The sequence below is a fragment of the Rufibacter sediminis genome, assembly GCF_014269285.1.
GTDB classification, from domain to species: domain Bacteria; phylum Bacteroidota; class Bacteroidia; order Cytophagales; family Hymenobacteraceae; genus Nibribacter; species Nibribacter sediminis.
The window spans coordinates 309,689-335,612 of sequence record NZ_JACOAF010000020.1; the positions used below are offsets into that span (position 1 = coordinate 309,689).

A 25,924-nucleotide genomic window follows, 5' to 3' on the forward strand; every position below is an offset into this window, starting at 1 on the left:
TACCTCTACACCACCAAAGTAGCACCAAAAGAAGCCTTGCCCACCAGCAAGGCTTCTTCCGTTTTACAAGGGCAGCGTCAAGGGAAGTTGGCTTGCGCAAAAGATCAAATGCTGGATGAAAATCAAATTAAAATCTCTGCTGTTCGTGCTTTCCTTACTGGTTGGCCTGTGGCTGACCTCACGGGCGCAGGCGCAGCCTAACCGGCTCAACCACTGGGTACAGTATCAGGGTTCTTACTGGTTCAACCCGCAGTGGAGCGTCACGACAAATCTGCAGTACCGCACGTACAAGCCCTTCAAAGACCCGCGGGTGGGGTTTGCCGGGGCCGAGGGGCAATACACGTTCAAAGATGCTCCCATCTCGCTGGGGGCGGGCTACGCGCATTTGTTTAACCGCAACTACACCGGCCCAGAGGAAACCAACCTCACCCACGAAAACCGGATTTACCAGCAAATCACCGTCCGGGGGAATCTCTGGAAAGCCCGTCTCTCGCACCGGTACCAGTTGGAGGAACGGTGGCTGCCCCAAGGCTACCATACGCGTTTCCGTTACCTGCTGTCGCTCCGGGTGCCGTTAGGCCCCAAAGAACAGGAAGTACGGCCCTGGTACGGCATCCTCCGGAACGAGATCCGGGTGATTGTGCGGGACCAGCCCTTTGACTCCAACCGCGTCTTCGGCGGGGTGGGGTATACCTTCAACAAGCACCTGGCCTTGGAAGGCATGTGGATGTCTCAACTAGCCGGCGGCGGAAACCACCAACACTTCACCATGTTTGTGCTGCGGCATGATTTCGGGCGGATGGAAGAGTAGGGGAATTAACAAATTCTTCAGATACAATCAAGATATAGGCAAGAGATGATCAACTACATGGAGGAGGAATCTAACTTGCACAATCTACTATAATCTAAGATGGTCATAGAAGTACCAAACTTGTCTTCTTGTTTAGGTGAATATGTTTAGCTGGTGGCTTCTTTATTCAATAGTTACTAACTACTAGAACTCTAGTACCTGTTCTAATGATTATGATGTAGCGTATTAAAGTTGTAAGTAATAGTAGTGCCTGAAAGGAAACTAAAATTTCTCTTAGTTTCCTTTCAGGTCTGAAAGGAAACTAAGAGAAATTTTAGTTTCCTTTGTGTACATCTGACTAGCTAAATATATGATAGAATTAGAAAGATATAAAGCAGGCCGCTTTGAGAAAGGTGTTGGAGGATACAGATACTTTATGCCTAGTCCTGTAAATGAGCAATGGACCTGGAATAGCCCTGAAGTAAATGCGTTATTAGAAAAAGCAGCTGTAAAGTTGGGGGAACTTAACTCGTTTGCACGACTAGTGCCTAACATTAGATTATTCATTCATCTTCATGTCACTAAAGAAGCCGTAGTCTCAAGTAGGATTGAAGGGACTCAGACCAACATGGGAGAGGCACTTTTGCCAGAAGAAGACATTTCTCCTGAGCGTAGGAACGATTGGAGAGAGGTGAACAACTATGTCAAAGCAATGAACATAGCTATAGATGAGTTAGAAAAGCTGCCAATATCTTCTCGTCTTTTAAGACAAACTCATGGTATTCTTTTAAATAGTGTGCGAGGGGAGCATAAGCAGCCTGGCGAATTTAGAACCAGTCAAAACTGGATAGGTGGAAGTAGCCCTTCTGATGCGGTTTTTGTGCCGCCTCACTTTGAATATATAGGTCAGTTGATGAGTGACCTAGAGAATTTTCTTCACAATACAGATATTGCAGTTCCTGCTTTAATCAGGATTGCTATTGCGCATTACCAATTTGAGACAATCCATCCGTTTTTAGATGGGAATGGACGAATAGGAAGGTTATTGATAACTCTTTACCTAGTAAGTGAGAAAATATTAAGCAAACCTTTATTATACCTTTCTAGCTACTTTGAAGAAAATAAGAGTCTGTATTATGATAACTTGACCTTTGTAAGAACTAAAAATGATATGACTCAATGGCTTAAATACTTTTTAGTAGGCATTGAGCAGACAGCCACCAAAGCAGTAAGCACACTTCAGCAAATACTAGAACTGAAAGATAGATTAGAGCAGCAAATCACAGCTGATTTTGGTCGTAAATCAGGGTCTGCAATTGTCGTGCTTCAACATCTATTTCATAATCCTGTTCTCCATGTGGGCGATATAGTTGAGGCATGCCAGATAGGGAAAAAAGCTGCCAACTCAGTAGTAGCTGATTTTGAAAGAATAGGTATACTGAAAGAAATGACTGGGCAAAGTAGAAATCGCGTTTTTGTTTTTGAGCAGTACTTAGACTTATTCTCTACAAGGTAGTTTTATCCCGATTTTCTAAAAACAGCCTCAAAACACCCCGAGGCAGAAAAGCAAAAGCCCGTTGCTCTGGAAGGAACAACGGGCTTTCTCATTTTCGTCGGAATGGCAGGATTTGAACCTGCGACCTCCAGCACCCCATGCTGGCGCGATACCAGGCTACGCTACATCCCGATTACTAGTATCTGCTGCAAAGAAAACAAAAAATGAGAATCCAGGAAAGCAGATTCAAAAAATATGAGCCATAAATTTCTGGGGAGGAACCGGCTTTGCGCCCGTTTTCCTGAAAACAGGCCTAAAACGCCGCTTTCCCTAGGCCAGCCGTTGGTCATCGCCTGAGTGAAACCGTCCTCTGGCTGCTGGTTTAGGAAAGCTTTCTCTGGCGGTTATTCCAGATCCTCGGTCTGCAACTGGCGCTCATAGAGGGCACGGTACAGGCCGTCGGTTTCCAGCATCAGGTCCTCGTGAGAGCCGTGCTGCACTACTACGCCGTCGTCCAGCACCAGAATGCGGTTGGCCAGTTTCACGGAGCTTACCCGGTGCGAGATAATAATGGAGGTGCGGTTTTCCATCACGCGCTGCAGACTGTTGAGAATAGCGTTCTCGGTTTTGGTATCTACCGCCGAGAGCGAATCGTCCAGAATCAGGATCTTGGGCTCGCGAGCCAGGGCGCGGGCAATGGACACGCGCTGTTTCTGCCCCCCAGATAAGGTGATGCCGCGCTCGCCCAGCACCGTGTCAAACTTGGCCGGGAAGTGCATGATGTTCTCGTAGACATCGGCGTCTTTGGCGGCTTGCAGCATCTTCTCCTCGGGCAGCGCCTCCACCCCAAACCCAATGTTGTTTCTGATGGAATCTGAGAACAGGAACACGTCCTGCGGCACGTAGCCAATCTGGCTGCGCAGGTTGGTGATGTTGTAGTTCCGGATGTCTTCGCCGTCAATCAGAATTCGTCCGCCCGTGGCATCATATAAGCGGCAGACCAGCGCGGCAATGGTACTCTTGCCCGAGCCGGTGTTGCCAATCACCGCCAGCGTGTCGCCGGGGTTAATCTGGAACGACAGTTTCTTGAGCGCATGAATGCCGGTGTCTGGATACACAAAATCGACCTCGTCGAAAACGATGGCGCCTTTGATGTCTTTCTCCAGGTTCTGCTGCGAGACGATGTCGGTTTTGGTGTTCAGGAACTCGTTGATGCGCTGCTGCGAGGCCGCCGCGCGCTGCACCAGACTGGTGGTCCAGCCCAGCGCCGTCACCGGCCAGGTGAGCATGTTCACGTAGATCAGGAACTCCGCAATTACCCCCGGCGTGATGCTGCCGTTGATGACCTGCTTGCCGCCCAGCCACACGGTGATGATGGTGCTCAGGCCAATCAGGAACAGAATGAGCGGGAAGAACAGCGAGTTCACGAAGTTCAGCTCCAGCGATTTGTCTTTGTAGGTGTCGCTGGCCGTGGTGAAGTTGGCGTGCGAGTCCTGTTCCCGCACAAACGATTTCAGCACCCTGATGCCCGAGAACGCCTCCTGCACAAACGTGGTGATGCCCGAGAGACTTTTCTGGATCTCGTCCGATTTCCGCTCAATGATGTTGTTCACGTAGTAAATGCTTACGGAGAGAATAGGCAGCGGCAGCAGCGTGTACAGCGTCAGCTCCACGTTCACCGAAAGCATGTACGGAATCACCATCAGGAACAGCACCAACAGGTTGACGCCGTACATGATGGCCGGCCCCAGGTACATGCGCACGCGGCTCACATCCTCTGAGATTCTGGCCATCAGGTCACCCGTGTTGTTCTTGCGGTAGAAGGAGAGGGGCAGCGTCTGATAATGGGCGTAGATCTCGTTTTTGAGGTCGTTTTCAATTAATCGGCTCATTACAATGATGGTCTGCCGCATGAAAAACAGGAAAATGCCGCGCAGCAACGCCATGAGCACAATCACGGCACCATAGAACAGGGTGCTGCGGGCGAAGGAGTCATACACCTCTTCCTGCTGCGCAAAACCGTCGTGCAGGTTATACATGGTGATGCCCTCGCGCACCAGGTCAAAGGCGTGCCGCACCACCTGGGCCGGAATGATGGCGAAGATGTTGGAGACAATCACAAACACAATGCCCCAGAAGAAGCGGAACTTGTATTTGAGCAGATATTTATTGAGGTATTTGAGCGATTTCACAGGCTGCGTTTATAGAAAATACGTACTAACACTTGTTAGTATTTTTCTTGATCAATCGAATTTAAAAATTAATTTTACGTCAAAATTACCAATAAGCTTCCCCATTATCTAACAAAGACGAATTGGTATTTAGGGTAAAGACAAAACATGATAGAAGTTAAAGAAGTAACCGCCGCGCAGGAAACGTCTGTTTTCGGCCAAATAAGCGAATACAACCATGAACAAGTGGTTTTCTGCCATGATCATGACACTGGCTTAAAAGCGATCATTGGCGTGCATAATACCGTTTTAGGGCCAGCCCTGGGCGGTACCCGTATGTGGACCTACGCAACGGAAGCCGAAGCGCTACGCGATGTGCTGCGTCTTTCGCGCGGTATGACCTTTAAATCGGCTATCTCGGGCCTGAACCTGGGGGGCGGGAAAGCCGTGATCATCGGGGATTCCAAAAAAGACAAAACGGAGGCCATGATGCGCAAGTTCGGGCGGTTTGTGAACAACCTGAACGGCAAGTACATCACCGCCGAGGACATGGGCATGACCACCCAGGACATGGCCTACATCGGCATGGAAACCAAATACGTGGCCGGTTTGCCAGAATCACAGGGCGGCAGCGGCGACCCCTCGCCGGTGACGGCGTACGGCACCTACATGGGCATGAAAGCCGCCGCCAAAAAAGCATGGGGCAATGACAGCCTGGCCGGAAAGAAAATCTCGGTGCAGGGAACGGGCCACGTAGGCGGTTACCTCATTGAGTACTTGGCCAAAGAAGGCGCCCAGCTGTTCATCACCGACATCGACCAGAACCGCCTGGCGCAAATCTCCGCCGCTACCGGCGCTACGGTAGTAGGGCTGGACGAGATATATGACCTGGACGTGGACATCTACTCGCCTTGCGCCATGGGGGCCACCATCAACGATAACACGCTGAGCCGCCTGAAGTGCCAGGTGATTGCCGGCTGCGCGAACAACCAGCTAAAAAACGAAGACATCCACGGACCAGCCTTAGTAGACATGGGCATCGTGTACGCGCCAGACTTCCTGATCAACGCCGGCGGTATCATCAACGTGTACTCAGAGGTGAAGAAACTGAACCGCGAGTGGGCCATGCAGCAAACCGAGCAGATCTACAACACCACCTTGAACATCTTCGCCAAAGCCGAGGCTGACGGTACGCACACCCAGAAAGCCGCCACCGAAATCGCGCAGAAGCGCATTGATGACATGGCCAAGATCAAGCAGACCTACTAATTACCGCCTCTCTTAAGGGAGAGCTAAAGACAGTGAATGCGTTTTCGGTCTGGTTTGCAAAAACTGGCCCGGAAACGCATTCTGCTTTTCACCCCGCCCCGTCCGCAGGACGATGAAGGTCTTGCAGCGGCTCCCAACCAATCTCATACAGGAACTTGCGTCTCCTCAGCGCTGGGCCGCATGCGTAGCCCAGCGCTGAGGAGACGCAAGTAAGAACGTCACCAGCAGCAACGGCCTACGCTCCCTATACAACAGAGGACGGCTGCGAGGTGGTACCTTTTATTGAAGAAAAGACTGTCTGAGCGTCAGCGAGTTTCTTTTCTTCATGATTCTTTTGGTTACTTTTCTCATCCAGGAGAAAAGTGACAAACGCGGGCAGACCGCGTCTCCAGCCTAGAGGCTTGGTAAGGAGGAAGTGGAGAGCAAAAGCGGATAGCTCATCTGAGAGGCAGTTATAACGGCGAGCGGAGCTTATGCAATTAGTTAGATTTTCCCGTAAGATACTTTTGAGGCTTACGCCTCACTGCAGTTGCAAACTGCAGACCATGGTAGGTCCAAGTCACAGACTTGAACCAGAAAAGAAAAGAAGAAAGCAGAGGAAGAACGTCAACCAGACAAAAAGAACGGGCATTTCCGTTTTAAGCCTCCTTTTTAGAAAACAAGCAGAAAGTAGAAACCAAAGACAGGCAGCCCATGCGTAAACCAAATAAAAAAGAATAGCGTTTGCTTCTTGGGCCGTTAGTTCGGACCTTTGCGGCAGAATTGGGGGCAGGGGCGTATATGCCAGAAGCACCACCTGATCACGCCCAACATTTACCGTCAATTACACGTTCACCACGTTCTTTCCTTATTATCATGCTCAACCGCAGAATACTCCGAATCAAAGCGATGCAAGCCATTTACGCCTACGTGCAGGCGGAGGGCTCTGACTACCAGTTAGCCCTGGACTTGATCTCGGATAGATTTGCCCCCGACCTGATGGCCATTGAAGCCCAGGACCGTAGAAAACTGGAGGGCCAGAAGCAGATCGCCAGCCTGCTGTTCAAAGAGTGGTACAAGACCCGCAAATTCGATACCGAGGAAAAAGACCGTGAAATTCTAGATGCCACCCAGGCGGCCGTGAATTTCTACCAGAACTCCCTGCGCAAAGACCTGAAGTTCTTCGGGAACCAGATGCTGTCCGCCGCCGAGGAAATCTATGACCGGTACCTGCTCACCCTCATGGTAGCCCAGGAACTGGTGCACCAGATTGAAGGCGAGGAGCAGAAAGCCGCCACCCGGTTTACCGAGCGAAAAGACGTGAACCTGCGCAAACTGCTGGACAACAAAGCGCTGCAAAAGCTGCTGGGCAATAAATTCCTGGAGCAGCGCGTGATCCGGAGAAACCTGAGCTGGGCCGGCGAGATGGAGGTCATCCAGAAAATCTACCGCAACAACCTCAAGAAAGACGAAGAAGTACTGGCCTACCTGCAGATAGAGGAGCCTACGTATGAGCAAGACCACGAATTGCTCAAACATATCTTCAAAAACGTTATCTTTAAGGACGAGAACCTGCAGGGCCTCTTTGAGGAGAAAGACCTGAACTGGGTGGAAAACAAGTCAGTGGCGAAGAACCTGGTGAACAAATCCATCAAGATGCTGGAAGAGAACACCGATGAGCACCTCGCCCTGCTGGACCTGTCGGCCAGTTGGGAAGACGACAAAGCGTTCTTCGAGGATCTTTACAACGAGACCTTAAAAGACGACGAGAAGTACGAGGCCATGATCTCGGAGAGCGTGCAGAACTGGGATGTGGAGCGCGTGGCCCTCATGGACAAGATCATCCTGAAGATGGCCTTGTGCGAGATGCACATCTTCCTGAGCATCCCCGTGAAGGTGACCATCAACGAGTACATTGACATCTCCAAGGTGTACAGCACGCCCAAGAGCAAGCAGTTCATCAACGGCGTGCTGGACAAGCTGTCACAGGACCTGATCGCGAGCGGTGCCATCCGGAAATCGGGAAGAGGATTGCTGGATAACAAATAATCCCGGCCGGTCTTTCGTTCGTATGGATATATAGAGCTTCTGAACGCTTCCGTTTTAGGCGTATTTTACCTAAAACAGACCTAAAACGGAGCACAGGCTCGTTCATAACAACCTATAATCACACTACCTACCTGAAACTATGGGCAAAAAAACCAATGCTATCCTTGCCTTTTCTACCGGTATCGCCACTGGAGCGGTATTAGGGATCTTGTTTGCGCCGGAGAAAGGCCGTGAAACCCGTGACAAACTGAGTTTTCAATTAGAGAAATACCGTGCCCGGCTCTTGGAGCTTTCCAACGACCTGATTGCCGGAAGAGAAGAGCAGGGTTCTGCCGCCAAAACCGAAGGACAGCGCGTTATCAAAGACGCCCGCGACAAAGCTGAGCGCCTTCTGCTGGACGTAGACTCCCTGATCAATGAAATAAACAGTAAAAAGGAAATATAAGCCCTGCCCATGACAACCGTTACCCTTATTCCCGGCGACGGGATAGGTCCTGAGATCACAGAAGCCGTGAAGGCGATCTTTGCAGCCGCACAAGTGCCCATCACCTGGGAAGAAGAAAACGCCGGACAAACCACTTTTGACGCCAAAGGTGAATTGATTCCTCAGTCTTTGCTGGACTCGCTGGAGCGCAATAAAATAGCCCTGAAAGGGCCTATCACCACGCCGGTGGGCAAAGGCTTCAAGAGCATCAACGTACAGCTGCGCCAGAAATACGATCTGTATTCCAACGTGCGTCCGGCCAAAACCACGGCGGGGGTGAAAACCCGCTTCGAGAACGTGGACCTGGTTTTGTTCCGCGAGAACACCGAAGGGCTGTACTCTGGCCTGGAAACCTACGATGAGCGCCTGGGCATCTCTGATTCCATCGCGCGTGTGACCGTAGAAGGCTGCCATAAAATTGTACGTGCCGCGTTTCAGTACGCTGCCAAGCACAACCGTCCCAAAGTAACCGTAGCCCACAAAGCCAACATTCTGAAATCGGCGGGAAGATTGATTCTGGAGGCGGCCGCCAATGTGTCTAAGGAGTTTCCGCAGGTGCAGTGGGAAGAGAAAATCATTGACAACATGTGCATGCAGCTGGTGAGCAAGCCAGAGCAGTTTGACGTGATTGTGACCACCAACCTCTTCGGGGACATTCTCTCTGATTTGTGCGCCGGTCTGGTAGGCGGTTTAGGCGTGGTATCCGGGGCCAACATCGGCGACGAGATGGCCATCTTTGAAGCCGTACACGGTTCTGCACCAGATATTGCAGGGCAAGGATTGGCTAACCCTACGGCCTTGCTACGTTCTGCCTTGATGATGCTCCAGCACATGGGCTTGCACGAACAGTCTGATAAGATTGAGAATGCGCTGGAGAAAACTTTGCTCAACAAAGACCAATGCACCCGTGACTTAGGCGGAACAGCCTCTACGTCAGAATTTGCCCAGCATATCATTTCAAATTTGTAACTTGTCTTGTTCTTTAAATAGACTTATATGAAAAAGCAATTGATAATTGCGTTGCTGCTTGCCGGAGGCCTTTGGACTTCTAGCTGTGAGAAAAAAGCAACCACAGAAGAAACCGCTACTGCCACCGAGCAGAACTCTTCAGAAGGCAGCGCTCCGGTTGCCGCCAATGATCCGGCTACCAACCCTAACGTAACGGGTCAGGAAGCCGTGAACCCCAATGCCCCTAAGCCGGTCATGACGTTCAAGGAAACCGAGTTCGATTTCGGGGACATCAAAGCTGACAAAAAGGTGGAGCATACGTTCACGTTCACTAACACCGGCAAAGCTCCGTTGATCATTGAGAACGCTTCCGCTACCTGCGGCTGTACCGTTCCAGAGTGGCCGCATGAGCCAGTTGCCCCGGGTGAAACGGGTAAGATCAAAGTGGTATTTGACCCAACCGGCAAATCTGGCCAGCAGTCAAAGCAAATCACCATCACTGCGAATACTGATCCGCAGATCAACCAGGTAAGCATTAAAACCAACATCACCGGCACAGTGCCACAGGCCGGAGCAGACGGACCTGTTCGTATGTAATCTTGAACAATCGTATGCTAGCTATCTTATTGCAAGCCTCCCCGGAGGGGGCAAACCTTTACTCTAATTTCCTGTTCATCGGGTTAATCATTCTGGTGTTCTATTTCTTCATGGTGCGTCCGCAGCAGAAGAAAGCCAAAGACCAGAAGAAGTTCCGCGAGGAGCTGAAGCGGGGCATGAACGTAGTCACCATTGGCGGACTGCACGGCCGACTGCTCAGCATAGACGATGACACCGTTTGGATTGAGGTAGACAAAGGAATTAAACTAAAGTTTGACAAAGTAGCCATTGCGGTGGAAGCCACAAGCCGGGTGAACGCCAACACCCCCGCAGAGACTACTACTACGTAAGAGCCACTTGCCATTCAATAAAACAAAGCAGGCCCTCCTCTGGTTACTGAGGCCATTCTCGCCCAAGCAGAAACAGTACTGGAGGGTGGTGTTGCTTTGTTTTATTACGGCGGCTACCTTTTGGCTGCTCAACGCCCTGAACAAAAGCTATACCACCCAGGTATCGTATCCCATCTTGTTCAGATACAACGCCAAGGAATATGTGCCGGTAAAGCCCCTGCCCGAGGAAGTTACCATCAACGTGACCGGAAAAGGCTGGAAGCTGCTCCGCAAGAACCTGCTGTTCAACGTGAAACCGGCAGAACTCACCATCCGGAACCTGCAAACCGTGAAGCGGTTGCCCGGACACGCCCTTCGGCCAGCCATCTCCAACGTGCTGGACGGCCTCAACCTGAATTTTGTGGTCACGGACACCGTCAGCTTTGATTTTGACCGTCTGGTGACCCGTAAGCTGCCCCTGGCCATTGACACCACCCAGGTAAAAGTGGCACCGGGTCACGTCTTCATGGGCTCCGTTAAGATTCTCCCAGATTCGGTGACTTTCACCGGGCCAGAGCTCATCCTGAACCAATTCCCCAACCCTTTCCCGTTAACGCTGCCTAATCAGAATTTTGCCGCACCTTTCAAGGGAGATGTGCCGCTCACCTATGACTATACCTCGTTGGTGAAAGCTGACGTGAGCGAGGCCGAGGTCCAGTTCAGGGTAATAGCGCTGGAGCGGAAAGAGATCATCGTGCAGCCTACCTTGCAAAACTTCCCCTCTGGCTATCGCTTGCGGCTGGTGAACGGCCCTGTGGTGCTTCAATACGCCTATTTGCCCCGTAACCGCGATTCTATTCAGGTGGAGCAGTTTCTGGTGGCCCTGGATTTCCAGAAGTTTAACCCCGCAGATTCTACCATTGTGCCTACCGTGCTGCAAAAAGCGCCCAAGACCAGACAGGTGACGCTATTGCCAGGAAAAGTGCAGATTTCATTAATGCCTGAGTAAGCATGTTGAAGATAGGCATCACCGGCGGCATAGGGTCAGGCAAAAGCATTGTCTGCCGATGTTTTCAGTTGCTGGGCGTACCGGTCTATGACTCTGATACCCGCGCCAAATGGGTGATGAACCATGACTCCGAACTGCGGGACCAGCTGATCGCCGCCTTTGGGCCGGAGACCTTTGATGCCCAGCAGAACCTGAACCGCGCGTACCTCAGCCAGAAAGTGTTCCATAACGCCCCTGAGCTGGCCAAGCTGAACGGACTGGTGCATCCGCAGGTGCGCAAAGACTTTTACTCTTGGGTCGCGCAACAGCAGACGCCCTATCTTCTCAAAGAGGCGGCCCTCATGTTCGAGTCCAACGCCTACACCCAGGTAGACCATGTGCTCACCGTGTCGGCACCATTGTCACTTCGGCTTTCGCGTACGCTCCAACGTGATCCGCACCGCACGGCCGCCGAGGTCGAGGCCATCATGGGCAAGCAATTATCGGAAGAGGAACGCGTCAGCCGCGCCCAATTTGTATTGTATAATGACGAAGCCCAATTAGTGCTGCCGCAGGTGGTACAATTGCACCAAAAGTTCCTCCAGCTAGCCTCTAAGGCGTTTTAAGGCTCTTTTCCAAAAACAGGTCCTAAACCTAAGAAAACGCTTTATAGCGTTGACAAAATTCAATATTCAATTCCTGTAGAAGCATGCGGTAAAAAAGCCGTTTGTTGGAGACACTGCCATCAACTGAGGATGAGCGGTGAGGTTTCTAAAAGAGAGGTGCAATAATCGTTTATGTGGCCTTTCCGGTAACTCCTTACGGAGGCACCGGAAGACAAGGCATGCCTTGTCTCTACCTTGTTAAAATATCCTTAGGAAGGCCATTCCCAAAAAAAAGCATGGCTCTTTTAGATAGGGTCATGTTTGAGGCTGCACCTCGCGGTAGTTTCAAACTGCCAATCATGTTAGGTCCAAGTCACAGACTTGAACCATAGAAAGTAAACCCACCCCTACCCCCTCCGAGGAGGGGAATAAAGTTCTGCAGATCTGAGGATGGAAATAAGACTTTACTGGAAAGCTCCCCTCCCTGGCTAAGGAGGGGCTGGTTCGCTGCCTCAGGTGGTAGGAACTTCTACTAAACGCACCAATTCCAGCCTTTCGGGAGAGCGCCTAAGCAGGTTCCGGTGCCGCAGGCATTGCGACCGCAGGGAGCAAAGGAAGCTGGTACAGCGCGAACCCGGAAGGCGGGGCCCCGCGGCCGTGAGCGCACGGAGGGAAACCATGAAACAGCCAAGCTCCTGCACCCACTCAAAATGCAGTCCTTCGCCAGCACAAGCAGACTAAGATTGCAGCATCCAAAAACATCGGGTTGAACTTAGAGCAGTAAATCTTTCCCAAGTCAGAAGTAACCTCAGCCCTCCGTTTTAGGCCTGTTTTCCCAAATCCAGCCCTAAACTCAATTCCTATCTGATAATCGGGTACCGCGTAAACGGTTTCGACGGATCGAAAATCTTCCGATAGGTAACATGCGTCTTGTAAATGCGGGCACCTAAACCGCGGGTCACCAGCATCATCTTCGGGTTGAAGTCACCCACCCAGTTCATCTCAATCTCGCGGGCCCTGTAGGCGTTCAGAGGGGCCTGGGAATGGCAGATCAGGTAAGAATCCACTCCCTTGGCCTGGAACTCGGGCACTACGCCGAAAATCACCCCAAACACTTTCTTGTCGGTGCGTTTGTTGTAGCGCCAGCGGTGGTAGAGGAACTTAAGTTTGGCCGGTAAGTTGAATTGGCCGTTCAGGTGCTTGAAGATTTGGTTCAGCTCCGGTAGCATGATGAAGAACGCGATGGGCTTGCCTTCAAAGTAAACGAAGTTGATCAGCTGCTCCACCATCACGGGCTTCATGCTTTTCACCATTTTCAGGGCCTTGTCCAGGGTCATCTCGTTGATACCGGAGTGGCCGGCCCATGCTTTGTTGTACACCTCCAGAAAGTCCTGCGCCAGTTTTTCCAGGTTGTTTTTGGAAGGATGGCCAAAACTGTAGCCTGGAATTGCATCCAGCGCTTCGGACCGTTGGTAGACTTTGTCGCTGAACCGGGCGTGCGTATCCATGTAATAGGTGTACTGCTTGAAATACACCTGAAAACCGTAGTTCTCGAAAAGCTGTTGGTAGTATGGCGGGTGGTAAAACATGCCGAAGTTAGGCTCGGTAAAGCCCTGCACCAGCAATCCCCACCACCGGTCGCGCTCCCCGAAGTTGATGGGCCCGTCCATGGCTTCCATGCCCTGCGCCGACAACCAGTTTTTACACGCCTCAAACAGCGTATTGGCCGCTGCCTGGTCCTCTATACATTCAAAGAAACCCATGCCGCCGGTCACGTACTCAGAAGCATCTTTGGTTTTGTTGTTCACGAACGCCGCCACCCGGCCAATGGCTTGGCCTTGGTCGTCCTGTAGAATCCACCGGATAGCCGTTCCGTTCTTGAAATTGGGGTTCTGTTTCGGGTCGAACACCTCTTCAATGTCCTTGTCCAGCGGCCGGATCCAGTTGGGGTGGTTCTGGTAAATAGCGGTAGGGAGGTCCAGAAAGGCTCTGACGTGGGCAGCGGTTTTTACTTCAACTAAGTGCATAGGCGGGCGGGGCTAAGAAAGGCAAAACTACGCAATCTGCGGCACATGCGTTCCTCACTGAGTTGTGCTTTTCTTGTTACTTCAGGAGTGGATCTCTGGTGCGTCTCTCCCTATCGGGCAATCACACGAAAAGCAAGATTCTGTTATCTACACTGGCGGCCATACTTCTCACCGCAGCTGCAGAGTGGTTTACGTAGGTGAAGAAACCATCCAAGCGAGCTACGAAAGGTAAATATGATGCGCAAGTGACCAAAGAACAGCAAGGCCATAAAGGACACGAGAAAAGCATCTCCTGTGGTTTCTTTGGCGGAGTCTCAAGTTTTGAAACGACTTTCCGGAAAAGGAGCTTAAAACGGGTTCCTCCTTTGGGTGGCTACTTGCAGAAGGAAGATGGGAAGAGTTCCTAGCTCAGGGAGAAAGGAGGTACAGGTTTGCAAATTGTTTGTAAACGAAAAAAGCCTCACTGTGAAGTGAGGCTTTTTGAAGTGGGGCGTGCTGGATTCGAACCAGCGACCCTCTGCTTGTAAGGCAGATGCTCTGAACCAGCTGAGCTAACACCCCTTTTTTGTTTTTCGTTGACCTTTTGTCCCCGTTTGATGATGCAAATATGGGGGTTGTTTTTTAATCTACCAAATACCTTTTTGAAAAAAGTGCTAAAATTTCTGAAGAAACGTTTCCCCATTGGAGCGGAACCGGTAGTGCCGTATATTTAACGCCTGAAAATCAGAAAGTTTGTGGGAAACAGAAAAAAAGCAGTCCGGATAATTTTTTTCGCTTTTGCCGGAATTTTTTTCGTGATGGCCCTGGGAGCAGGCGCGCTCTACCAGTATCAGGATAAAATTATCCGATTATTTGTGGCCGAGGCGAACCAGCACATCAAGACCAAGGTGGCGGTAGAGAAGATTGAGGTGAGTTGGTGGGAGCAGTTTCCGCAGGTAGCCATCCGGCTGGAGAACGTAGAAGTAACCGAGGCGCTGCCCGGCAGTACGCGGCCGCTGGCCAAACTGAAGAAGATCTACAGCACCTTTCAGGTGTGGGACCTGTGGCTGGGAACGTACCGCCTCCGGGAAATCCATCTGGAAGAGGGCGAGGTGCACGCCCGGGTGTTGCCCAACGGAGATGTGAACTACCATTTCTTCCAAAGCGCCGATACCGTGCAGGAAGACAAACTAAGTTTCGAGCTGCAGAACATCAGCCTCCGCAACGTGCACGTCGTTTACCATGACCAGAAACGGCAGCAGCGGGTAGAGGCGCAGGCGCACGCCCTCTCGGCCAGCATGTCCTTTGAAGAGCACCTCCTCAAGATTGAAGCCCGCGGCAATACCCGCATCCACGCCATCAGCCTTAGCGCGGGTGATTTCCTGCGCGACAAAGAAATCACCCTCAACAGCCACCTGCGCCTGGACACGCAAAAAGACCAGATTTCCATAGAGCCTTCTGAGGTGAAGATAGGCCAGGCCCTCTACGAAGTTGGCGGTCAGCTTGCCCACCGCGGCAAAACCCAGCTGGATCTTCAGGTCAAAGGCAAGAACACCGATGTGCAGTCGCTGCTGTCGCTCTTACCGCCCCGGTTCTCGCGGCAACTGGCCCAGTACCGCAGCAACGGGAATATCTACTTCAGCGGCACCGTAAAAGGCGAGATGTCTTCCCGCAAGAATCCGCACGTGGCGCTTTCCTTTGGGGCCCGGGATGCCTCGTTCTACAGCCCAAGCTATCAGGAGAAAATAGAGAAAGTCCATCTGGAAGGGCGATTTACGAACGGGGCGCAACAGAACAGCCAGACCTCGGTGCTGGAGTTGCGCCACATCAAGGGCAGTCTGCACGGCAAACCGTTCAGCGGCGAAGTGGTGTACCGGAATTTCGCGAACCCAGACCTGCGTGTGCAGCTGAAAGCCCAGGTAGAAGTGGCGCACGTTTTGGGGCTGTTTCCGGTAAAAGACATCAGAAACGGCAGCGGACAGGCCCAAGTGCAGTTTGCCTTCGCGGGAAATCTGCGGGCGTTCAAGCAGAATCCAAACGGAGCGGGCATCAAAGCCAGCGGCCAGGCTACCTTGAAACAGGTACGTCTACAGTTGCGGCAACATCCGGTGCCGTTGTCGGGACTGAACGGTTCGTTTGTGTTCCGGAAGAACGATGTGGCCATCTCTCACCTGAACGGCCGCATGGGTAGCTCTGATTTCAAAGTCCAGGGGCAGCTCAGGAACGTGTTGGCCTGGCTTTTCCTGCGGGGGCAGACCCTGCGGGTAGAGGCCGATGTGGCGGTGGGAGCCTTGAACCTGAACCAGATTCTGACGGCTTCGTCAAGTTCCGACGCAAAAGGGCTGGGGAAAAGCAAAGCCGCCGCTTCGTACGCCTTCAACATGCCCGCGCATCTGGAGCTGGACCTCACCACCTCGGCCCGCCGCGTGACGTTCCGGCGGTTTAAAGGGCGTCAGTTACAGGGGCGCATTCAACTGAAAGGCCAAGTGCTCTCCACGCCGGGCATGGCGGTGAACGCCGCCGGAGGAACCTTCAGCATCAGGGGCCGGATGGATGCCCGCCGACCCTTGATCAAAGTGACTTCTACGGCTAACCTGGCGAACATTCACGTGGACAGCCTTTTCTATGTCTTCGAGGATTTCGGGCAGACCTTTGTCACGCAACGTCACCTGCGCGGCCAGCTGACGGCCCAGATTGAGTCAGACACGTACCTGGACCATCACCTCTCGCCCCGCACAGATCTGGTGCAGGCGAAAGTCAAAACCACGTTGCGCAATGGGCAGCTGATCCATTTCGCGCCCATGCAGAAGCTCGGCTTGTTTGTGAAACGCGATGAACTGGCCAACCTCCGCTTCTCCGAGATCCGGAACAACTTCTACATCCAGAACCGCACCGTCTTCATTCCGGAGATGGAAATCAAGACCAGCGCCACCCGTTTGTCTTCCATCACCGTCTCGGGCACCCACACCTTTGACCAGCAGATGGACTACCGCGTGCGCCTGCCCCTCAAAGCCAACAAGCGCGACAAAGACGAGCGCTTCGGCGTGATCGCCGCCGAGCCATCCTATAGCCCGAACCTGTTTCTCACCGTCAAGGGCCAGGAAGGCAACTTCAAGGTCGCCTATGACCAGCAGCGGGTAAAGCAGAAAGTAGCCGCCGACCTGAAGCGCGAGAAAAAGGTGCTCAAGGAGATCTTCCAGGGCAAACACCAGGAAAAGAAGGAAGCCAAAACCGTAAAGCCCTCCACCGAATACTTCGAGTTCTGAGCTAGGGAAGAGAACGTTTTAAGGCTGATTTTCTGAAAAAGGGCTTAAAAGTATTTAGCTATAGAATTGACGGGCAAAGCAAATTCAGAAGACACTAATTACTATATTGCTTAATACTTGTAACTGATGAAAACTAAGTAGTGAATGAGGAGGCTCGTTATTGTTTGAATTTTTAGATAGTTTTATAATAAAAGTGCCCAAAGCATTGAATAGCCTATTGAATACTTATTAAATATCTAATCTTTATATTCTCTGTATGCAACAGAAATAGTTTCTTCTACCCCTTATTGTGTTATTATTTGTTAGATGTTCAAGCGATAAAGATGAGGAATTACCAACTCCTATACCTCCTTCTGTAATTAGCCTGAAGCTAGAACCTGCTACTTACGAACGTATAAAAACGGGGGAGATAATTATCTCTGAACAAAGTGGTAAAAAGCTTCTGGATACTGTAGTCTCCACCTTTCAGCAGCATTCTCTTACTATAAGATCTTTAGAAACCAATTTCATTGTTACCACCATTGTTGTTGATCCAACCACCAACAAAGCTATTGTCGACTCCTATGTACAGGTAAACCCTAATAATTGGGTGATGAAGCCAGGAGGTAGATTTGCTATGTACGCTCCTGCCGCCACTACTCCCTTTGAAGAAGCAAAGGTTACATACATCAATGTTCCATATATACCAGATGAGAATTTCTACTTTACTAATTCATTTGGATCAGGGAGTATGTTTTCCAGCTATAGAAGGTATGCCAATGAACTTGAAGTTAACTATGAAAAGCATCCTTCTAACTATACCTATCTTGTAATTCCTTCAAGGAACTTGTACAAAATTGTGGAGACCCAAGCCGGCAATGCTACCATTGATTTGGCACAGATGGAGCCGGCCACGCGGGTGAATTTCAAGGTTCCTGCGCACCTTAAGTTATCATGGGTTAATCTGTTTGGTTTTCCAATAGCCAATGATTATGCTAATAAGTTGTGGTTATACTTCTCTCACAATTTTAGGTTGGAAGGGGAGTATGACCTTATCTATCCTAAGAACCATATTGCAAAATTTGAACTTAGTACAGACTGGTTTGATGCGGCAGGAAATTTTTATGAATACAACAGCCTGGCAGATTCAATTCCAACGCACTTGCCCTTTATTGATGATTCTCATGTGCGTGTAACCAGTCAGACAGTGGAGAACTTGCAAGTGGACTTTTTGAAGAGCCTGCCTACGTATTATGCTTCTACTTGGGTAATCAATAGGGATGAAGTAGTCTGGAGAGTTTACTTTCCCCCTTCCAAAACGAGCTTCAACACCAAAGAGTTTGTGAGTTCCCTGGGTAGTACGCTCTTAAAAGGAAAGAACCTCTCAGATTTGAAACTAACTAAACTTGTTTTTGAAAAGGTGGATGACCTTTCGCACCAAACCTTTTTTGACAATCAGTTTATGGAGCCTGCTGCTAACAAAGAAAATAAGATGAGGGTCTTCAATAAATTCACAAAAAAGATGGACTAAGCAGAAGGAGCTTGCTGGATCGCTTTAACTGGCAGCTTTGGATTAAGCATTTTCTTTAATAGAAAAAAGCCTTGCATAATACTTGCATAATAAATGATGAAACGCTCCTTATCTTACGTGCTGCCGTTTCTGTGGCTCGGGCTTTTCGCCTGCCAGAATAACCCCAGCACTTCCTCCCAATCCACCTCGGCGAACGCCAAAGTCTATTACCCTGAGAAAGGCGATCAATGGGAGCAGCGAACCCCCGAGCAGGTAGGCATGGACCCCGAGCTGCTGTCACAGGCGGTGCTGTACGCCCAGACCCAGGAAACCAAGTGGCCCAGGGATTTCTCTAACCAGGAAGAAGTCTTCGGGAAACTGCTGGGGCCCATCCCCAAGGACCGGGCGAGCACCAACGGTATCATCCTGCGGCACGGCTACATTGTGGCCGAGTGGGGCGATACCAAGAGCGTGGACCCTACCTACAGCATCGCGAAGAGCTTTCTGTCTACCATTCTGGGCGTGACCCTGGACAAAGGCATGATCAAGGACATCGACGATCCCGTGGCCAACTACATCAAAGACGGCGGCTATGACTCAGAGCACAACCACAAGGTAACCTGGCGGCACCACGCCCAGCAGACCAGCGAGTGGGAGGGCGAGCTCTTCGGGAAGACGCACACCTTTGTGGGCAAAGAGGCGTTTGGCAGCGGCGAGCGAAAACCAAGAGCGCTCAAAGAGCCCGGCACTTTCTACGAGTACAACGATGTGCGCATCAACCGGCTGTCTCTCTCGTTGCTGCGGCTCTGGGAAAAGCCTCTGCCCGAGGTCCTGAAAGAGCAGATCATGAATCCCATTGGTGCCTCAGAGACCTGGCAATATCTGCCTTACCGAAACTCCGTGGTAGACGTGGACGGCAAACAACTGCCCAGCGTGAGCGGCGGAACCCGTTGGGGCGGCGGCCTCTGGATCAACACCCGCGACGAAGCCCGCTTTGGCTACCTGTTCCTGCGGCAGGGCAAGTGGAAAAACAAGCAGATCGTGTCCAGAGAATGGGTGAAGCAAGCTACCACGCCGGGTCCGCACGGGCCAGATTACGGCTACCTCTGGTGGCTGAACACGCAAAAGAAGCAGTGGCCCAACGCACCGGCTTCCAGTTTTGCGGCCATTGGCGCGGGCTCCAACACCATCTGGGTAGACCCCGAGCACGATTTGGTGGTGGTGTGGCGCTGGCACGGCACCAACGGAGACGAGTTCTTCCGGCGCATCCTGGCTTCGGTAAAGAAGTAAAACCGAGGCGCTTGCCCAAAGGCGTTTCGGGCCGGTTTTCAGAAAAACCGGCCCGAAACGCCAACTCGTTTTTGGCCGTGTCGTTTGTGTTAATCTACACTAACACAATGAAACAATGGCTGAAGAAACCACCACTCTGTTAAAAGACTACTCTGACCAGGAAAAAGGCGCGTATTTGGGAGCCCTGGCGACCATTGCCTCGGCAGACGGGCATGTGTCCGATGACGAAATACAGTTTCTGCAACTCATGAGCGAAGCGGCTGAACTGCCCGAGAACCTGCAACAGGAGGTAGTCTCCATCGCGAAGAATCCTTCCCAGATAAGTCTGCAGCGTTGCCTGGATGTGCTCAAAGGCAGCCCCCTGCGCTTCTCCTTCATCACCGATATCATCAGTTTCGCGAAATCTGACGGACAGTACACCACTGACGAGCAGCAGCGCATCGCCGAGGTCAGCAAATACCTGGGCATCGACCAGAACCAGTTCAGCATCCTGGATCAGTTCGTGGACAAAGCCAACAAAGCCCAAGAGCAGGGCGAAGACCCTACCTCGCAGTCGTTCCTGAACAAAAGCGGGTTTGGCGATATGTTCAAGAAATCGGGTATCTCGCCGGGCATGGTCACCGGTATGCTGGGCGTGCTGGCTCCCATTGTGATCAGCGGTATGATGAACCGTCGGCGGGGCGGCTACGGCGGCGGAATGATGGGTGGTGGCATGATGGGCGGCGGCGGTCTAGGCGGATTGCTGGGTGGCCTGTTAGGCGGCGGCATGATGGGAGGCGGCATGATGAACCGCGGCGGCATGTACGGCGGAGGCCGGATGGGCGGCCTAGGTTCCATGGCCTCTATCCTGGGCGGCTTAGGCGGCCGAGGTGGCTACGGCACCGGAATGGGCGGCGGCGGCTTAGGTGGCCTGCTAGGCGGTATTCTGGGCGGTGGCCGCAGAGGCGGTTCCGGTTGGTAAGCTGGATTACTGTTTTGGGGCTGGTTTTCAAAACTAGCCCCAAAACAGTAATCTTCATAAAGGAATTACTGTAAACGCGGTGTGGTTTGCTGTTTTAATCTTCTAGCAAATTTCTTTACGATGTAATAAAGGAGAAAAATGTTCACGGCGTGCCAAATATAAAGACCAATCACGACTGCTCTGTCGAAGCTTGACATGCTACTCCAACTCAAGTATTCCCCTTTACTCTCTTCGTAAAAATCGTCGTAGCTCATCATCATAAAGCTAAAGGCAGCATATACAGCAACGTCTAATAGAAATATTCCCACCCAGATGAAGATGGTTTTGGTTCTTACCATAAGCTACTTTGTTTTATCCCGCCGTTGTTGGTGTTCTCACCAACAACCAAAATCCAGGTAATAGGCGCAAGGGCAACCACAAGGGATTGCCCCTACATGCTTAATCTCCACATCTTCCAATCTCCACATCTTCAAATCCCCACATCTCCAAATTAACTACTCTTCCCGTTTCATGTACACCGTCTGGGTAGGGAAGGCGAACTCGGCGCCGTGTTTTTTCACGATCTCCACAATCTGGTAGTTGATTTCCTCTTTCACATCAATGTAGATGTCATAGTCAACGGAGTCAATGAAGTACAGCACCATGATGTCTTTGGAGTGTGGGCCGATGTTGATGAACCGGATGCGGCCGTCCTGGTTGGTGCGGGGGTAGCCGTCTATTAACGCCTGAATGTCGGCGACAATGGCTTTGAGTTGCTCTGAAGTGGTGTTGTAGGTAAGGGATATATCAAATTTCACCCGCCGGAACGTGCGCAGCGTGAGGTTATCCAGCGGTTTGTCTATCATGCTTTTGTTGGGCAGCGTCACGTAGCTTTTCTCCAGCGTCCGGATGCGGGTACTCCGGAAACCGATCTTTTCAATGGTGCCGGTGATCTCGCCCACCTGCACCAGATCGCCCACCACAAACGGGTGGTCCAAGAAAATGGTGAAGGAGGCCAGCAAGTTCTCCAGGCTTTCTTTGGCGGCAAACGCGATGGCCAAACCACCCACTCCCAGACCCGCCACCAGCCCGGCCACGTTCACCTTGAATACCGCGCCCAGAATCACGAAGAACCCGATGATCACGATGATCACCTTGGTGAAATCCACGAAAAAGGGCACCAACTGGTCATCCAGCTTAGAGAGCGTTTTGGCGGCCCTTTTGGAAAACATCATCCCGAAGAAATCTACCAGGCGCATGGTCACCCAGGTAAGCGAGCAGATCAGGAAGATGCCGTACACGCGCTGCAGCACCCGTTTCAGGCCCAGTTCCTCTTTGCCGGGCAGCCCCAACTCCGGCGGATAATTCAGGTTGTCAAACGCGATGTAGAGGAAGACCAGAAACGTCAGGATTTCCAGCGGCGTGACCAGCAGGCGCTTGAACTCTTCTTTGGTGACATCTTTGTTAATGCGCTTGATGATCACTTTGAACAGGATGGCGGAAAGGAGCCGCGAAACGAGCGTCTTGAACAGGAAACCGCACAGCATTATTCCCACGAAAAAAAGGTACTGCTGCACCGTATTGCCTAAGAAGACAAAGCGTAAAATATCTGAAACCTGGTTCTGCATGGGTAAAACGTTGGGTTGCCTGCAACCTCTGGGCAGAGGCGCGGGTCTTCACGTAAATGAAAGGCAAATCTATGAAACGAAAAACCTTATTCCAGCTTTTCGCGCTGGGGCTGATGTTCCACCTGGCGGCCTGCCAGAACCCGGTTTCCGCGACGGCCGGAGAAGAAGGTAATCTGGATGGCGGGCAGTGGCTCACCTACAGCGAACTCCAGTGCGACAGTAATCCGTGGGGAACCTGCGCTCCGGCGTCAGACACGAACGGCTGCGTGAAAAAATATGTGCAGGACCAGGGATTCACCGTGCTGGACCTTACCATGACCCCGGCGCCCGCTGATTTTGTTTCCTGCGCCGCCTGTCATTGCCCCACCGGCCGTTCCTTCAAAGTGAAAGTAAAGGAAGCCGATGCTGCCAAGTTGCTGGCCGTGGGGTTCAAGAAACAATAAAGGCGTAAGAGAAAGTTTTCCGTTTGAGGTAATTTCGCTGCTTTACCGGCGCTGCCCTGGAGAAAACACCTCCGCCGTTTTAGCCCTGTTTTCTGAAAAGAGGGTTAAAACGGCGGAGGTGTTTTTAGAGAAGAATCTATTTCTGAAATCCAGAGAATACAATTCCTGTTCCTCACTGCAGGTCTTCTCCAAAAGCGGGAAGTTGCCGGCGTCTGGCTTGTTGGTGAGAACACCAACAAGGGCGGCTGGTTTGTCTATTCTTCTGCTTCAGGAAGCAAGGTAAGGCTGCTAATGTGGCCGACGCGGAAAGTGCCGGATGTGGCCGGCAAGCTTGGTGAAGCTATAGCAACTGGCTCAAGGCAATCTCGAAGCAGGTTTTAGCGATCTCGGTTTTCTGTGGATTGCGCTCCCGGGCTTTTTCCAGCGCCTGCCGGATGGTGCGCGAAATATCGGTGAAGATGGCTTCATCGGTGATTTCCACGTCCTGCTCCATGAGGTAGGCAAAGACCCGCGCCATGCCGCAGTTCGCCACGAAGTCCGGAATCACGGACACCTGCTGATCGGCGAACTCGCCGGTTGCCCCGAAGAAGATCTCCGGATCTTTGAACGGCACGTTGGCTCCGCTGGAGATGACCTCCAGACCCGTCCGCTGCATACGCTCCACTTGCTCGGTAGACACCAGCCGAGAGGCCGCCGCCGGAATAAAAATCTCAGAAGGCAAATCCCAGATGCGGTTGTTCACCTCTTCAAAGGAAAGCAGGTTCTCGGCCTGCAGGGCATTGCCCACGCGGTTGAGGAAAAGCTGGGTAATTTCCTCGGCAGAGAAGCCCTCTTCGTTGATGAGTCCGCCCGCCCGGTCAATGATGCCCACAATCTTCACGCCTTCGGAGGCTAGGTAATAGGCCGCCGCCGCGCCCACGTTGCCCCAGCCCTGGATAATGGCGCGTTTGCCTTGCAACTCGCCGCCCCACAGTTCATAATAATGCGCCACCGCTTTGGCCACGCCGTACCCGGTGATCATGTCGGCCACGGTGTATTTTCGGGCCACGGAGGGCGAGTAATGCGCGTCTTCCAGCACTTTGCTCACGCCCTGGCGCAACTGGCCCAGTTTGTTTATCTTCTGCGGCTCGGTGGCCTTGAAATGTCCGTTCACGATGCCTTCCTGCGGATGCCAGAGGCCGTATTCCTCGGTAATGGGAATCACTTCGTGGATCTCGTCCATGTTGAGGTCGCCGCCGGTACCGTAGTAGTTCTTGAGCAACGGAAACACCACGCGGTACCAGCGTTCCAGCACGCCTTGCTTTCTGGGGTCTGCCGGGTCAAAGTTGATCCCTGATTTAGCGCCTCCAATGGCCGGTCCTGACACGGTGAACTTCACCTCCATGGTTTTCGCCAGTGATTCTACCTCGCGCTTGTCCAAGCCTTTGCGCATGCGGGTTCCGCCGCCGGCCGCGCCGCCGCGCAGCGAGTTGATGACCACCCACCCCTCGGCCTCGGTTTCAGAATCTTTCCACTCAAAAACGATTTCAGGACGTTTGTTCTCAAATTTAGCGAGGAGGTCTTTCATAAGGAGTACGGTTTGGTTGGGTTCTCCGGCAAAGGTACAGGATAACGGGTGTTTGTTTGAAGATAATGTGAAGGTTTGTCTTCTGATTTTGGGTGGAAGGTTTTGCACGCAGTACACTTGTGCTGGCGGAGGGCCGCTGTTTGCGTGGGTGCAGGAGCTGGGTTGTTGCATCGTTTCCCTTCGTGCGCTCACGGCCGCGAGGCCCCGCCTTCCGGCCTCGCGCTGTTGTTTTAGCCTTGGCCAGCAGGCCTGCCGCATGCGCGGCACCAGGTCTAAAACAAAGGCACTCACCCGAAAGGCTGGAAATGGTGCGTTTCATGGAAGTTCTTGCCACCTGAGACAGCGAACCACCCCCTGCCCCTCCTTAGCCAAGGAGGGGAGCTTTTCAGTAAGTCTTTATTCCCCTTCTCGGATGTGCAGAACTTTACTCCCCTCCTCGGAGGGGTAGGGGTGGGTTTCTATACCCATGGTTCAAGTCTGTGACTTGGACCTAAAATGTCCGGAAGTTTGCAACTTCCGGGAGGTGAAGCTTCAAATACAGGATTGCTCCTCTGCTAGAGCCCGTGCCCTTCATGCCCGCTTCTTCAAATCAAATCTCTCCGGTTGTTAGGTTATCTCTAGCTGTTTTGGGCCGTTTTCTTGAAAATGGCCTTAAACTGAGTTCTATGTACATGCCGTTGCCATAGGTAGTAGGAGAGGTGCCTGCGGGAGGTGAAAGATGAGGTGACGCTCTGCCAAGTGCTTGGTGGACTGGCCTGAAAAGGGGCTGGGAGGCGGGTTGAGGAAATTTTTTCAGCGATTGTACCCCCGGAGAGGTCCGCCAGGCGTTGTTCCTAAATATTTGAATATGGAACTCTTTCTGTATTAAGTATTTTATATATCCAATTATCTTCTTTCTACGTAAATCTGCAATAAGCTTAGTCAACTCCGTCAGACGAAGTACCCGGCATTATACCTATAACATGGTAAGTCGCCATGCGTTAAAGTAACGTACTGTTCTGGTAGCAAGGAAACGGGTTGCAGGGCGGGTTTAAAGACGCGGTGACGCGTCTATTTGTAGTATTGAATTTTGTGTGTCCTTATGAAAAGTTTATTATCCAGAGTGGAATCTAAGAAGATTGATAAGGCTGCGTCCATGCTGAAGGTATTGGCGCACCCAAAAAGGTTGGCCATCGTGGATCTTCTGGGTAAGGAAGACAAGATGACTGTGACGGAGATCTACCAGTACCTGGATCTGCCGCAGGCCATCGCCTCACAGCATTTGATCACGCTGAAAGACAAGGGGGTGCTCTCGTCGTTCAAGGTTGGCACCAAAATCTATTATTCCCTATCTATCCCCAAGCTGATTGATGTGATTGACTGCCTGGAGGAGTGCTGCGGTGATTTATAACCGCTGATGTTCCTGCTCGCGTAGTTTCCCCCGTCAAGTAAGTAGTCCCCGGAACCGTTTCCAGCCTGTTTTCACGAAAGTAGGCCAGAAACGGTTTTTATTTTCTATGCAATCTATATAGTAGAATGTATATCATTGGAATATCTCTGGCATTTGCCTGATTATCAAGTTGGTTGCAGAATGATTTCTTGAGATTTCGGG

The 25,924-nt window shown here is 51.7% G+C and carries 20 protein-coding genes and 2 tRNA genes; 16 read left to right on the forward strand and 6 right to left on the reverse strand.

The features are described 5' to 3' along the window. The first annotated feature begins 115 nt into the window (after window positions 1-115). A complete protein-coding gene (locus tag H7U12_RS08005) occupies window positions 116-811 on the forward strand; it encodes a DUF2490 domain-containing protein (RefSeq protein ID WP_186635638.1) in 696 nt (231 codons plus the stop codon). 349 nt (window positions 812-1,160) lie between these two features. Then, window positions 1,161-2,306 (forward strand): Fic family protein, encoded by a 1,146-nt coding sequence (locus tag H7U12_RS08010; RefSeq protein WP_194362513.1) that lies wholly within the window; start codon window positions 1,161-1,163, stop codon window positions 2,304-2,306. A gap of 97 nt (window positions 2,307-2,403) precedes the next feature. Here H7U12_RS08010 and H7U12_RS08015 read toward each other — a convergent pair. Both H7U12_RS08015 and H7U12_RS08020 read right to left on the reverse strand, forming a co-directional pair. Continuing rightward, window positions 2,404-2,477: transfer RNA gene (locus H7U12_RS08015), tRNA-Pro, on the reverse strand. A 212-nt stretch (window positions 2,478-2,689) separates the two neighbouring features. After that, window positions 2,690-4,477, reverse strand: coding sequence for an ABC transporter ATP-binding protein (locus tag H7U12_RS08020; protein WP_186635641.1), 1,788 nt, complete (start codon window positions 4,475-4,477; stop codon window positions 2,690-2,692). 147 nt (window positions 4,478-4,624) lie between these two features. Here H7U12_RS08020 and H7U12_RS08025 point away from each other — a divergent pair, with 147 nt between their 5' ends. The 8 genes from H7U12_RS08025 to coaE all read left to right on the forward strand — a co-directional run bounded on the left by H7U12_RS08025 (window position 4,625) and on the right by coaE (window position 11,725). Continuing rightward, complete coding sequence (locus tag H7U12_RS08025) at window positions 4,625-5,725, forward strand: Glu/Leu/Phe/Val dehydrogenase (protein ID WP_186635644.1); 1,101 nt, start codon at window positions 4,625-4,627, stop codon at window positions 5,723-5,725. Window positions 5,726-6,613: 888 nt separating this feature from the next. After that, window positions 6,614-7,753, forward strand: a complete 1,140-nt coding sequence (gene nusB / locus H7U12_RS08030; protein WP_241749226.1) for a transcription antitermination factor NusB — start codon at window positions 6,614-6,616, stop codon at window positions 7,751-7,753. A 139-nt stretch (window positions 7,754-7,892) separates the two neighbouring features. Further along, on the forward strand, window positions 7,893-8,198 hold the full coding sequence (locus tag H7U12_RS08035) for a YtxH domain-containing protein (RefSeq protein ID WP_186635650.1): 306 nt from the start codon (window positions 7,893-7,895) through the stop codon (window positions 8,196-8,198). A gap of 9 nt (window positions 8,199-8,207) precedes the next feature. After that, the gene (locus tag H7U12_RS08040) at window positions 8,208-9,206 is read left to right on the forward strand and encodes an isocitrate/isopropylmalate dehydrogenase family protein (RefSeq protein WP_186635653.1); all 999 of its coding nucleotides are present in this window, start codon (window positions 8,208-8,210) and stop codon (window positions 9,204-9,206) included. Between the two features lie 27 nt (window positions 9,207-9,233). Continuing rightward, window positions 9,234-9,782 (forward strand): DUF1573 domain-containing protein, encoded by a 549-nt coding sequence (locus H7U12_RS08045; protein ID WP_186635656.1) that lies wholly within the window; start codon window positions 9,234-9,236, stop codon window positions 9,780-9,782. A 14-nt stretch (window positions 9,783-9,796) separates the two neighbouring features. Continuing rightward, on the forward strand, window positions 9,797-10,132 hold the full coding sequence (gene yajC, locus H7U12_RS08050; RefSeq protein ID WP_186635659.1) for a preprotein translocase subunit YajC: 336 nt from the start codon (window positions 9,797-9,799) through the stop codon (window positions 10,130-10,132). Between the two features lie 7 nt (window positions 10,133-10,139). Beyond that, on the forward strand, window positions 10,140-11,120 hold the full coding sequence (locus tag H7U12_RS08055; protein ID WP_186635662.1) for a YbbR-like domain-containing protein: 981 nt from the start codon (window positions 10,140-10,142) through the stop codon (window positions 11,118-11,120). A 2-nt stretch (window positions 11,121-11,122) separates the two neighbouring features. Further along, the gene (gene coaE / locus H7U12_RS08060; protein WP_186635665.1) at window positions 11,123-11,725 is read left to right on the forward strand and encodes a dephospho-CoA kinase; all 603 of its coding nucleotides are present in this window, start codon (window positions 11,123-11,125) and stop codon (window positions 11,723-11,725) included. Window positions 11,726-12,564: 839 nt separating this feature from the next. On the opposite strand, the gene H7U12_RS08065 is transcribed toward coaE, so the two are convergent. Next, window positions 12,565-13,731 (reverse strand): hypothetical protein, encoded by a 1,167-nt coding sequence (locus H7U12_RS08065; protein WP_186635668.1) that lies wholly within the window; start codon window positions 13,729-13,731, stop codon window positions 12,565-12,567. Between the two features lie 486 nt (window positions 13,732-14,217). Beyond that, window positions 14,218-14,292, reverse strand: a tRNA-Val gene (locus H7U12_RS08070). A gap of 236 nt (window positions 14,293-14,528) precedes the next feature. Between H7U12_RS08070 and H7U12_RS08075 the strand changes: the two genes are divergently transcribed. The 4 genes from H7U12_RS08075 (at window position 14,529) to H7U12_RS22800 (ending at window position 20,716) form a co-directional block, all read left to right on the forward strand. Continuing rightward, complete coding sequence (locus H7U12_RS08075; protein WP_186635671.1) at window positions 14,529-16,976, forward strand: AsmA family protein; 2,448 nt, start codon at window positions 14,529-14,531, stop codon at window positions 16,974-16,976. A gap of 289 nt (window positions 16,977-17,265) precedes the next feature. Continuing rightward, the gene (locus tag H7U12_RS08080) at window positions 17,266-18,486 is read left to right on the forward strand and encodes a hypothetical protein (RefSeq protein ID WP_186635674.1); all 1,221 of its coding nucleotides are present in this window, start codon (window positions 17,266-17,268) and stop codon (window positions 18,484-18,486) included. 96 nt (window positions 18,487-18,582) lie between these two features. Further along, window positions 18,583-19,755: a serine hydrolase domain-containing protein gene (locus H7U12_RS08085; protein WP_186635677.1), complete on the forward strand. Its 1,173-nt coding sequence runs from the start codon at window positions 18,583-18,585 to the stop codon at window positions 19,753-19,755. A gap of 115 nt (window positions 19,756-19,870) precedes the next feature. Beyond that, window positions 19,871-20,716 carry a tellurite resistance TerB family protein gene (locus H7U12_RS22800; protein ID WP_186635680.1) on the forward strand — a complete coding sequence of 282 codons (846 nt, stop codon included), beginning with the start codon at window positions 19,871-19,873 and terminating at the stop codon, window positions 20,714-20,716. A gap of 494 nt (window positions 20,717-21,210) precedes the next feature. Here the strand turns inward: H7U12_RS22800 and H7U12_RS08095 are convergent, their stop codons facing one another. Next, entirely contained in the window at window positions 21,211-22,323 is a 1,113-nt protein-coding gene (locus H7U12_RS08095; protein ID WP_186635683.1) for a mechanosensitive ion channel family protein, read from the reverse strand. 71 nt (window positions 22,324-22,394) lie between these two features. On the opposite strand from H7U12_RS08095, the gene H7U12_RS08100 reads away from it, so the two are divergent. Then, window positions 22,395-22,766, forward strand: coding sequence for a hypothetical protein (locus H7U12_RS08100; RefSeq protein ID WP_186635686.1), 372 nt, complete (start codon window positions 22,395-22,397; stop codon window positions 22,764-22,766). A 340-nt stretch (window positions 22,767-23,106) separates the two neighbouring features. On the opposite strand, the gene H7U12_RS08105 is transcribed toward H7U12_RS08100, so the two are convergent. Continuing rightward, window positions 23,107-24,333 (reverse strand): Glu/Leu/Phe/Val dehydrogenase dimerization domain-containing protein, encoded by a 1,227-nt coding sequence (locus H7U12_RS08105; protein WP_186635690.1) that lies wholly within the window; start codon window positions 24,331-24,333, stop codon window positions 23,107-23,109. A 1,081-nt stretch (window positions 24,334-25,414) separates the two neighbouring features. Here H7U12_RS08105 and H7U12_RS08110 point away from each other — a divergent pair. Then, window positions 25,415-25,723 (forward strand): ArsR/SmtB family transcription factor, encoded by a 309-nt coding sequence (locus H7U12_RS08110; RefSeq protein WP_066830613.1) that lies wholly within the window; start codon window positions 25,415-25,417, stop codon window positions 25,721-25,723. Window positions 25,724-25,924: the final 201 nt, after the last annotated feature.

What these genes read in the sequence shown, in the direction of transcription:
- H7U12_RS08005 (WP_186635638.1), top strand. Translation starts at nt 116, where the DNA reads ATGAAAATCAAATTAAAATCTCTGCTGTTCGTGCTTTCCTTACTGGTT.
- H7U12_RS08010 (WP_194362513.1), top strand. Translation starts at nt 1,161, where the DNA reads ATGATAGAATTAGAAAGATATAAAGCAGGCCGCTTTGAGAAAGGTGTT.
- H7U12_RS08025 (WP_186635644.1), top strand. Translation starts at nt 4,625, where the DNA reads ATGATAGAAGTTAAAGAAGTAACCGCCGCGCAGGAAACGTCTGTTTTC.
- nusB (WP_241749226.1), top strand. Translation starts at nt 6,614, where the DNA reads ATGCAAGCCATTTACGCCTACGTGCAGGCGGAGGGCTCTGACTACCAG.
- H7U12_RS08035 (WP_186635650.1), top strand. Translation starts at nt 7,893, where the DNA reads ATGGGCAAAAAAACCAATGCTATCCTTGCCTTTTCTACCGGTATCGCC.
- H7U12_RS08040 (WP_186635653.1), top strand. Translation starts at nt 8,208, where the DNA reads ATGACAACCGTTACCCTTATTCCCGGCGACGGGATAGGTCCTGAGATC.
- H7U12_RS08045 (WP_186635656.1), top strand. Translation starts at nt 9,234, where the DNA reads ATGAAAAAGCAATTGATAATTGCGTTGCTGCTTGCCGGAGGCCTTTGG.
- yajC (WP_186635659.1), top strand. Translation starts at nt 9,797, where the DNA reads ATGCTAGCTATCTTATTGCAAGCCTCCCCGGAGGGGGCAAACCTTTAC.
- coaE (WP_186635665.1), top strand. Translation starts at nt 11,123, where the DNA reads ATGTTGAAGATAGGCATCACCGGCGGCATAGGGTCAGGCAAAAGCATT.
- H7U12_RS08065 (WP_186635668.1), bottom strand. Translation starts at nt 13,731, where the DNA reads ATGCACTTAGTTGAAGTAAAAACCGCTGCCCACGTCAGAGCCTTTCTG.
- H7U12_RS08075 (WP_186635671.1), top strand. Translation starts at nt 14,529, where the DNA reads ATGGCCCTGGGAGCAGGCGCGCTCTACCAGTATCAGGATAAAATTATC.
- H7U12_RS08085 (WP_186635677.1), top strand. Translation starts at nt 18,583, where the DNA reads ATGAAACGCTCCTTATCTTACGTGCTGCCGTTTCTGTGGCTCGGGCTT.
- H7U12_RS22800 (WP_186635680.1), top strand. Translation starts at nt 19,871, where the DNA reads ATGGCTGAAGAAACCACCACTCTGTTAAAAGACTACTCTGACCAGGAA.
- H7U12_RS08095 (WP_186635683.1), bottom strand. Translation starts at nt 22,323, where the DNA reads ATGCAGAACCAGGTTTCAGATATTTTACGCTTTGTCTTCTTAGGCAAT.
- H7U12_RS08100 (WP_186635686.1), top strand. Translation starts at nt 22,395, where the DNA reads ATGAAACGAAAAACCTTATTCCAGCTTTTCGCGCTGGGGCTGATGTTC.
- H7U12_RS08105 (WP_186635690.1), bottom strand. Translation starts at nt 24,333, where the DNA reads ATGAAAGACCTCCTCGCTAAATTTGAGAACAAACGTCCTGAAATCGTT.
- H7U12_RS08110 (WP_066830613.1), top strand. Translation starts at nt 25,415, where the DNA reads ATGAAAAGTTTATTATCCAGAGTGGAATCTAAGAAGATTGATAAGGCT.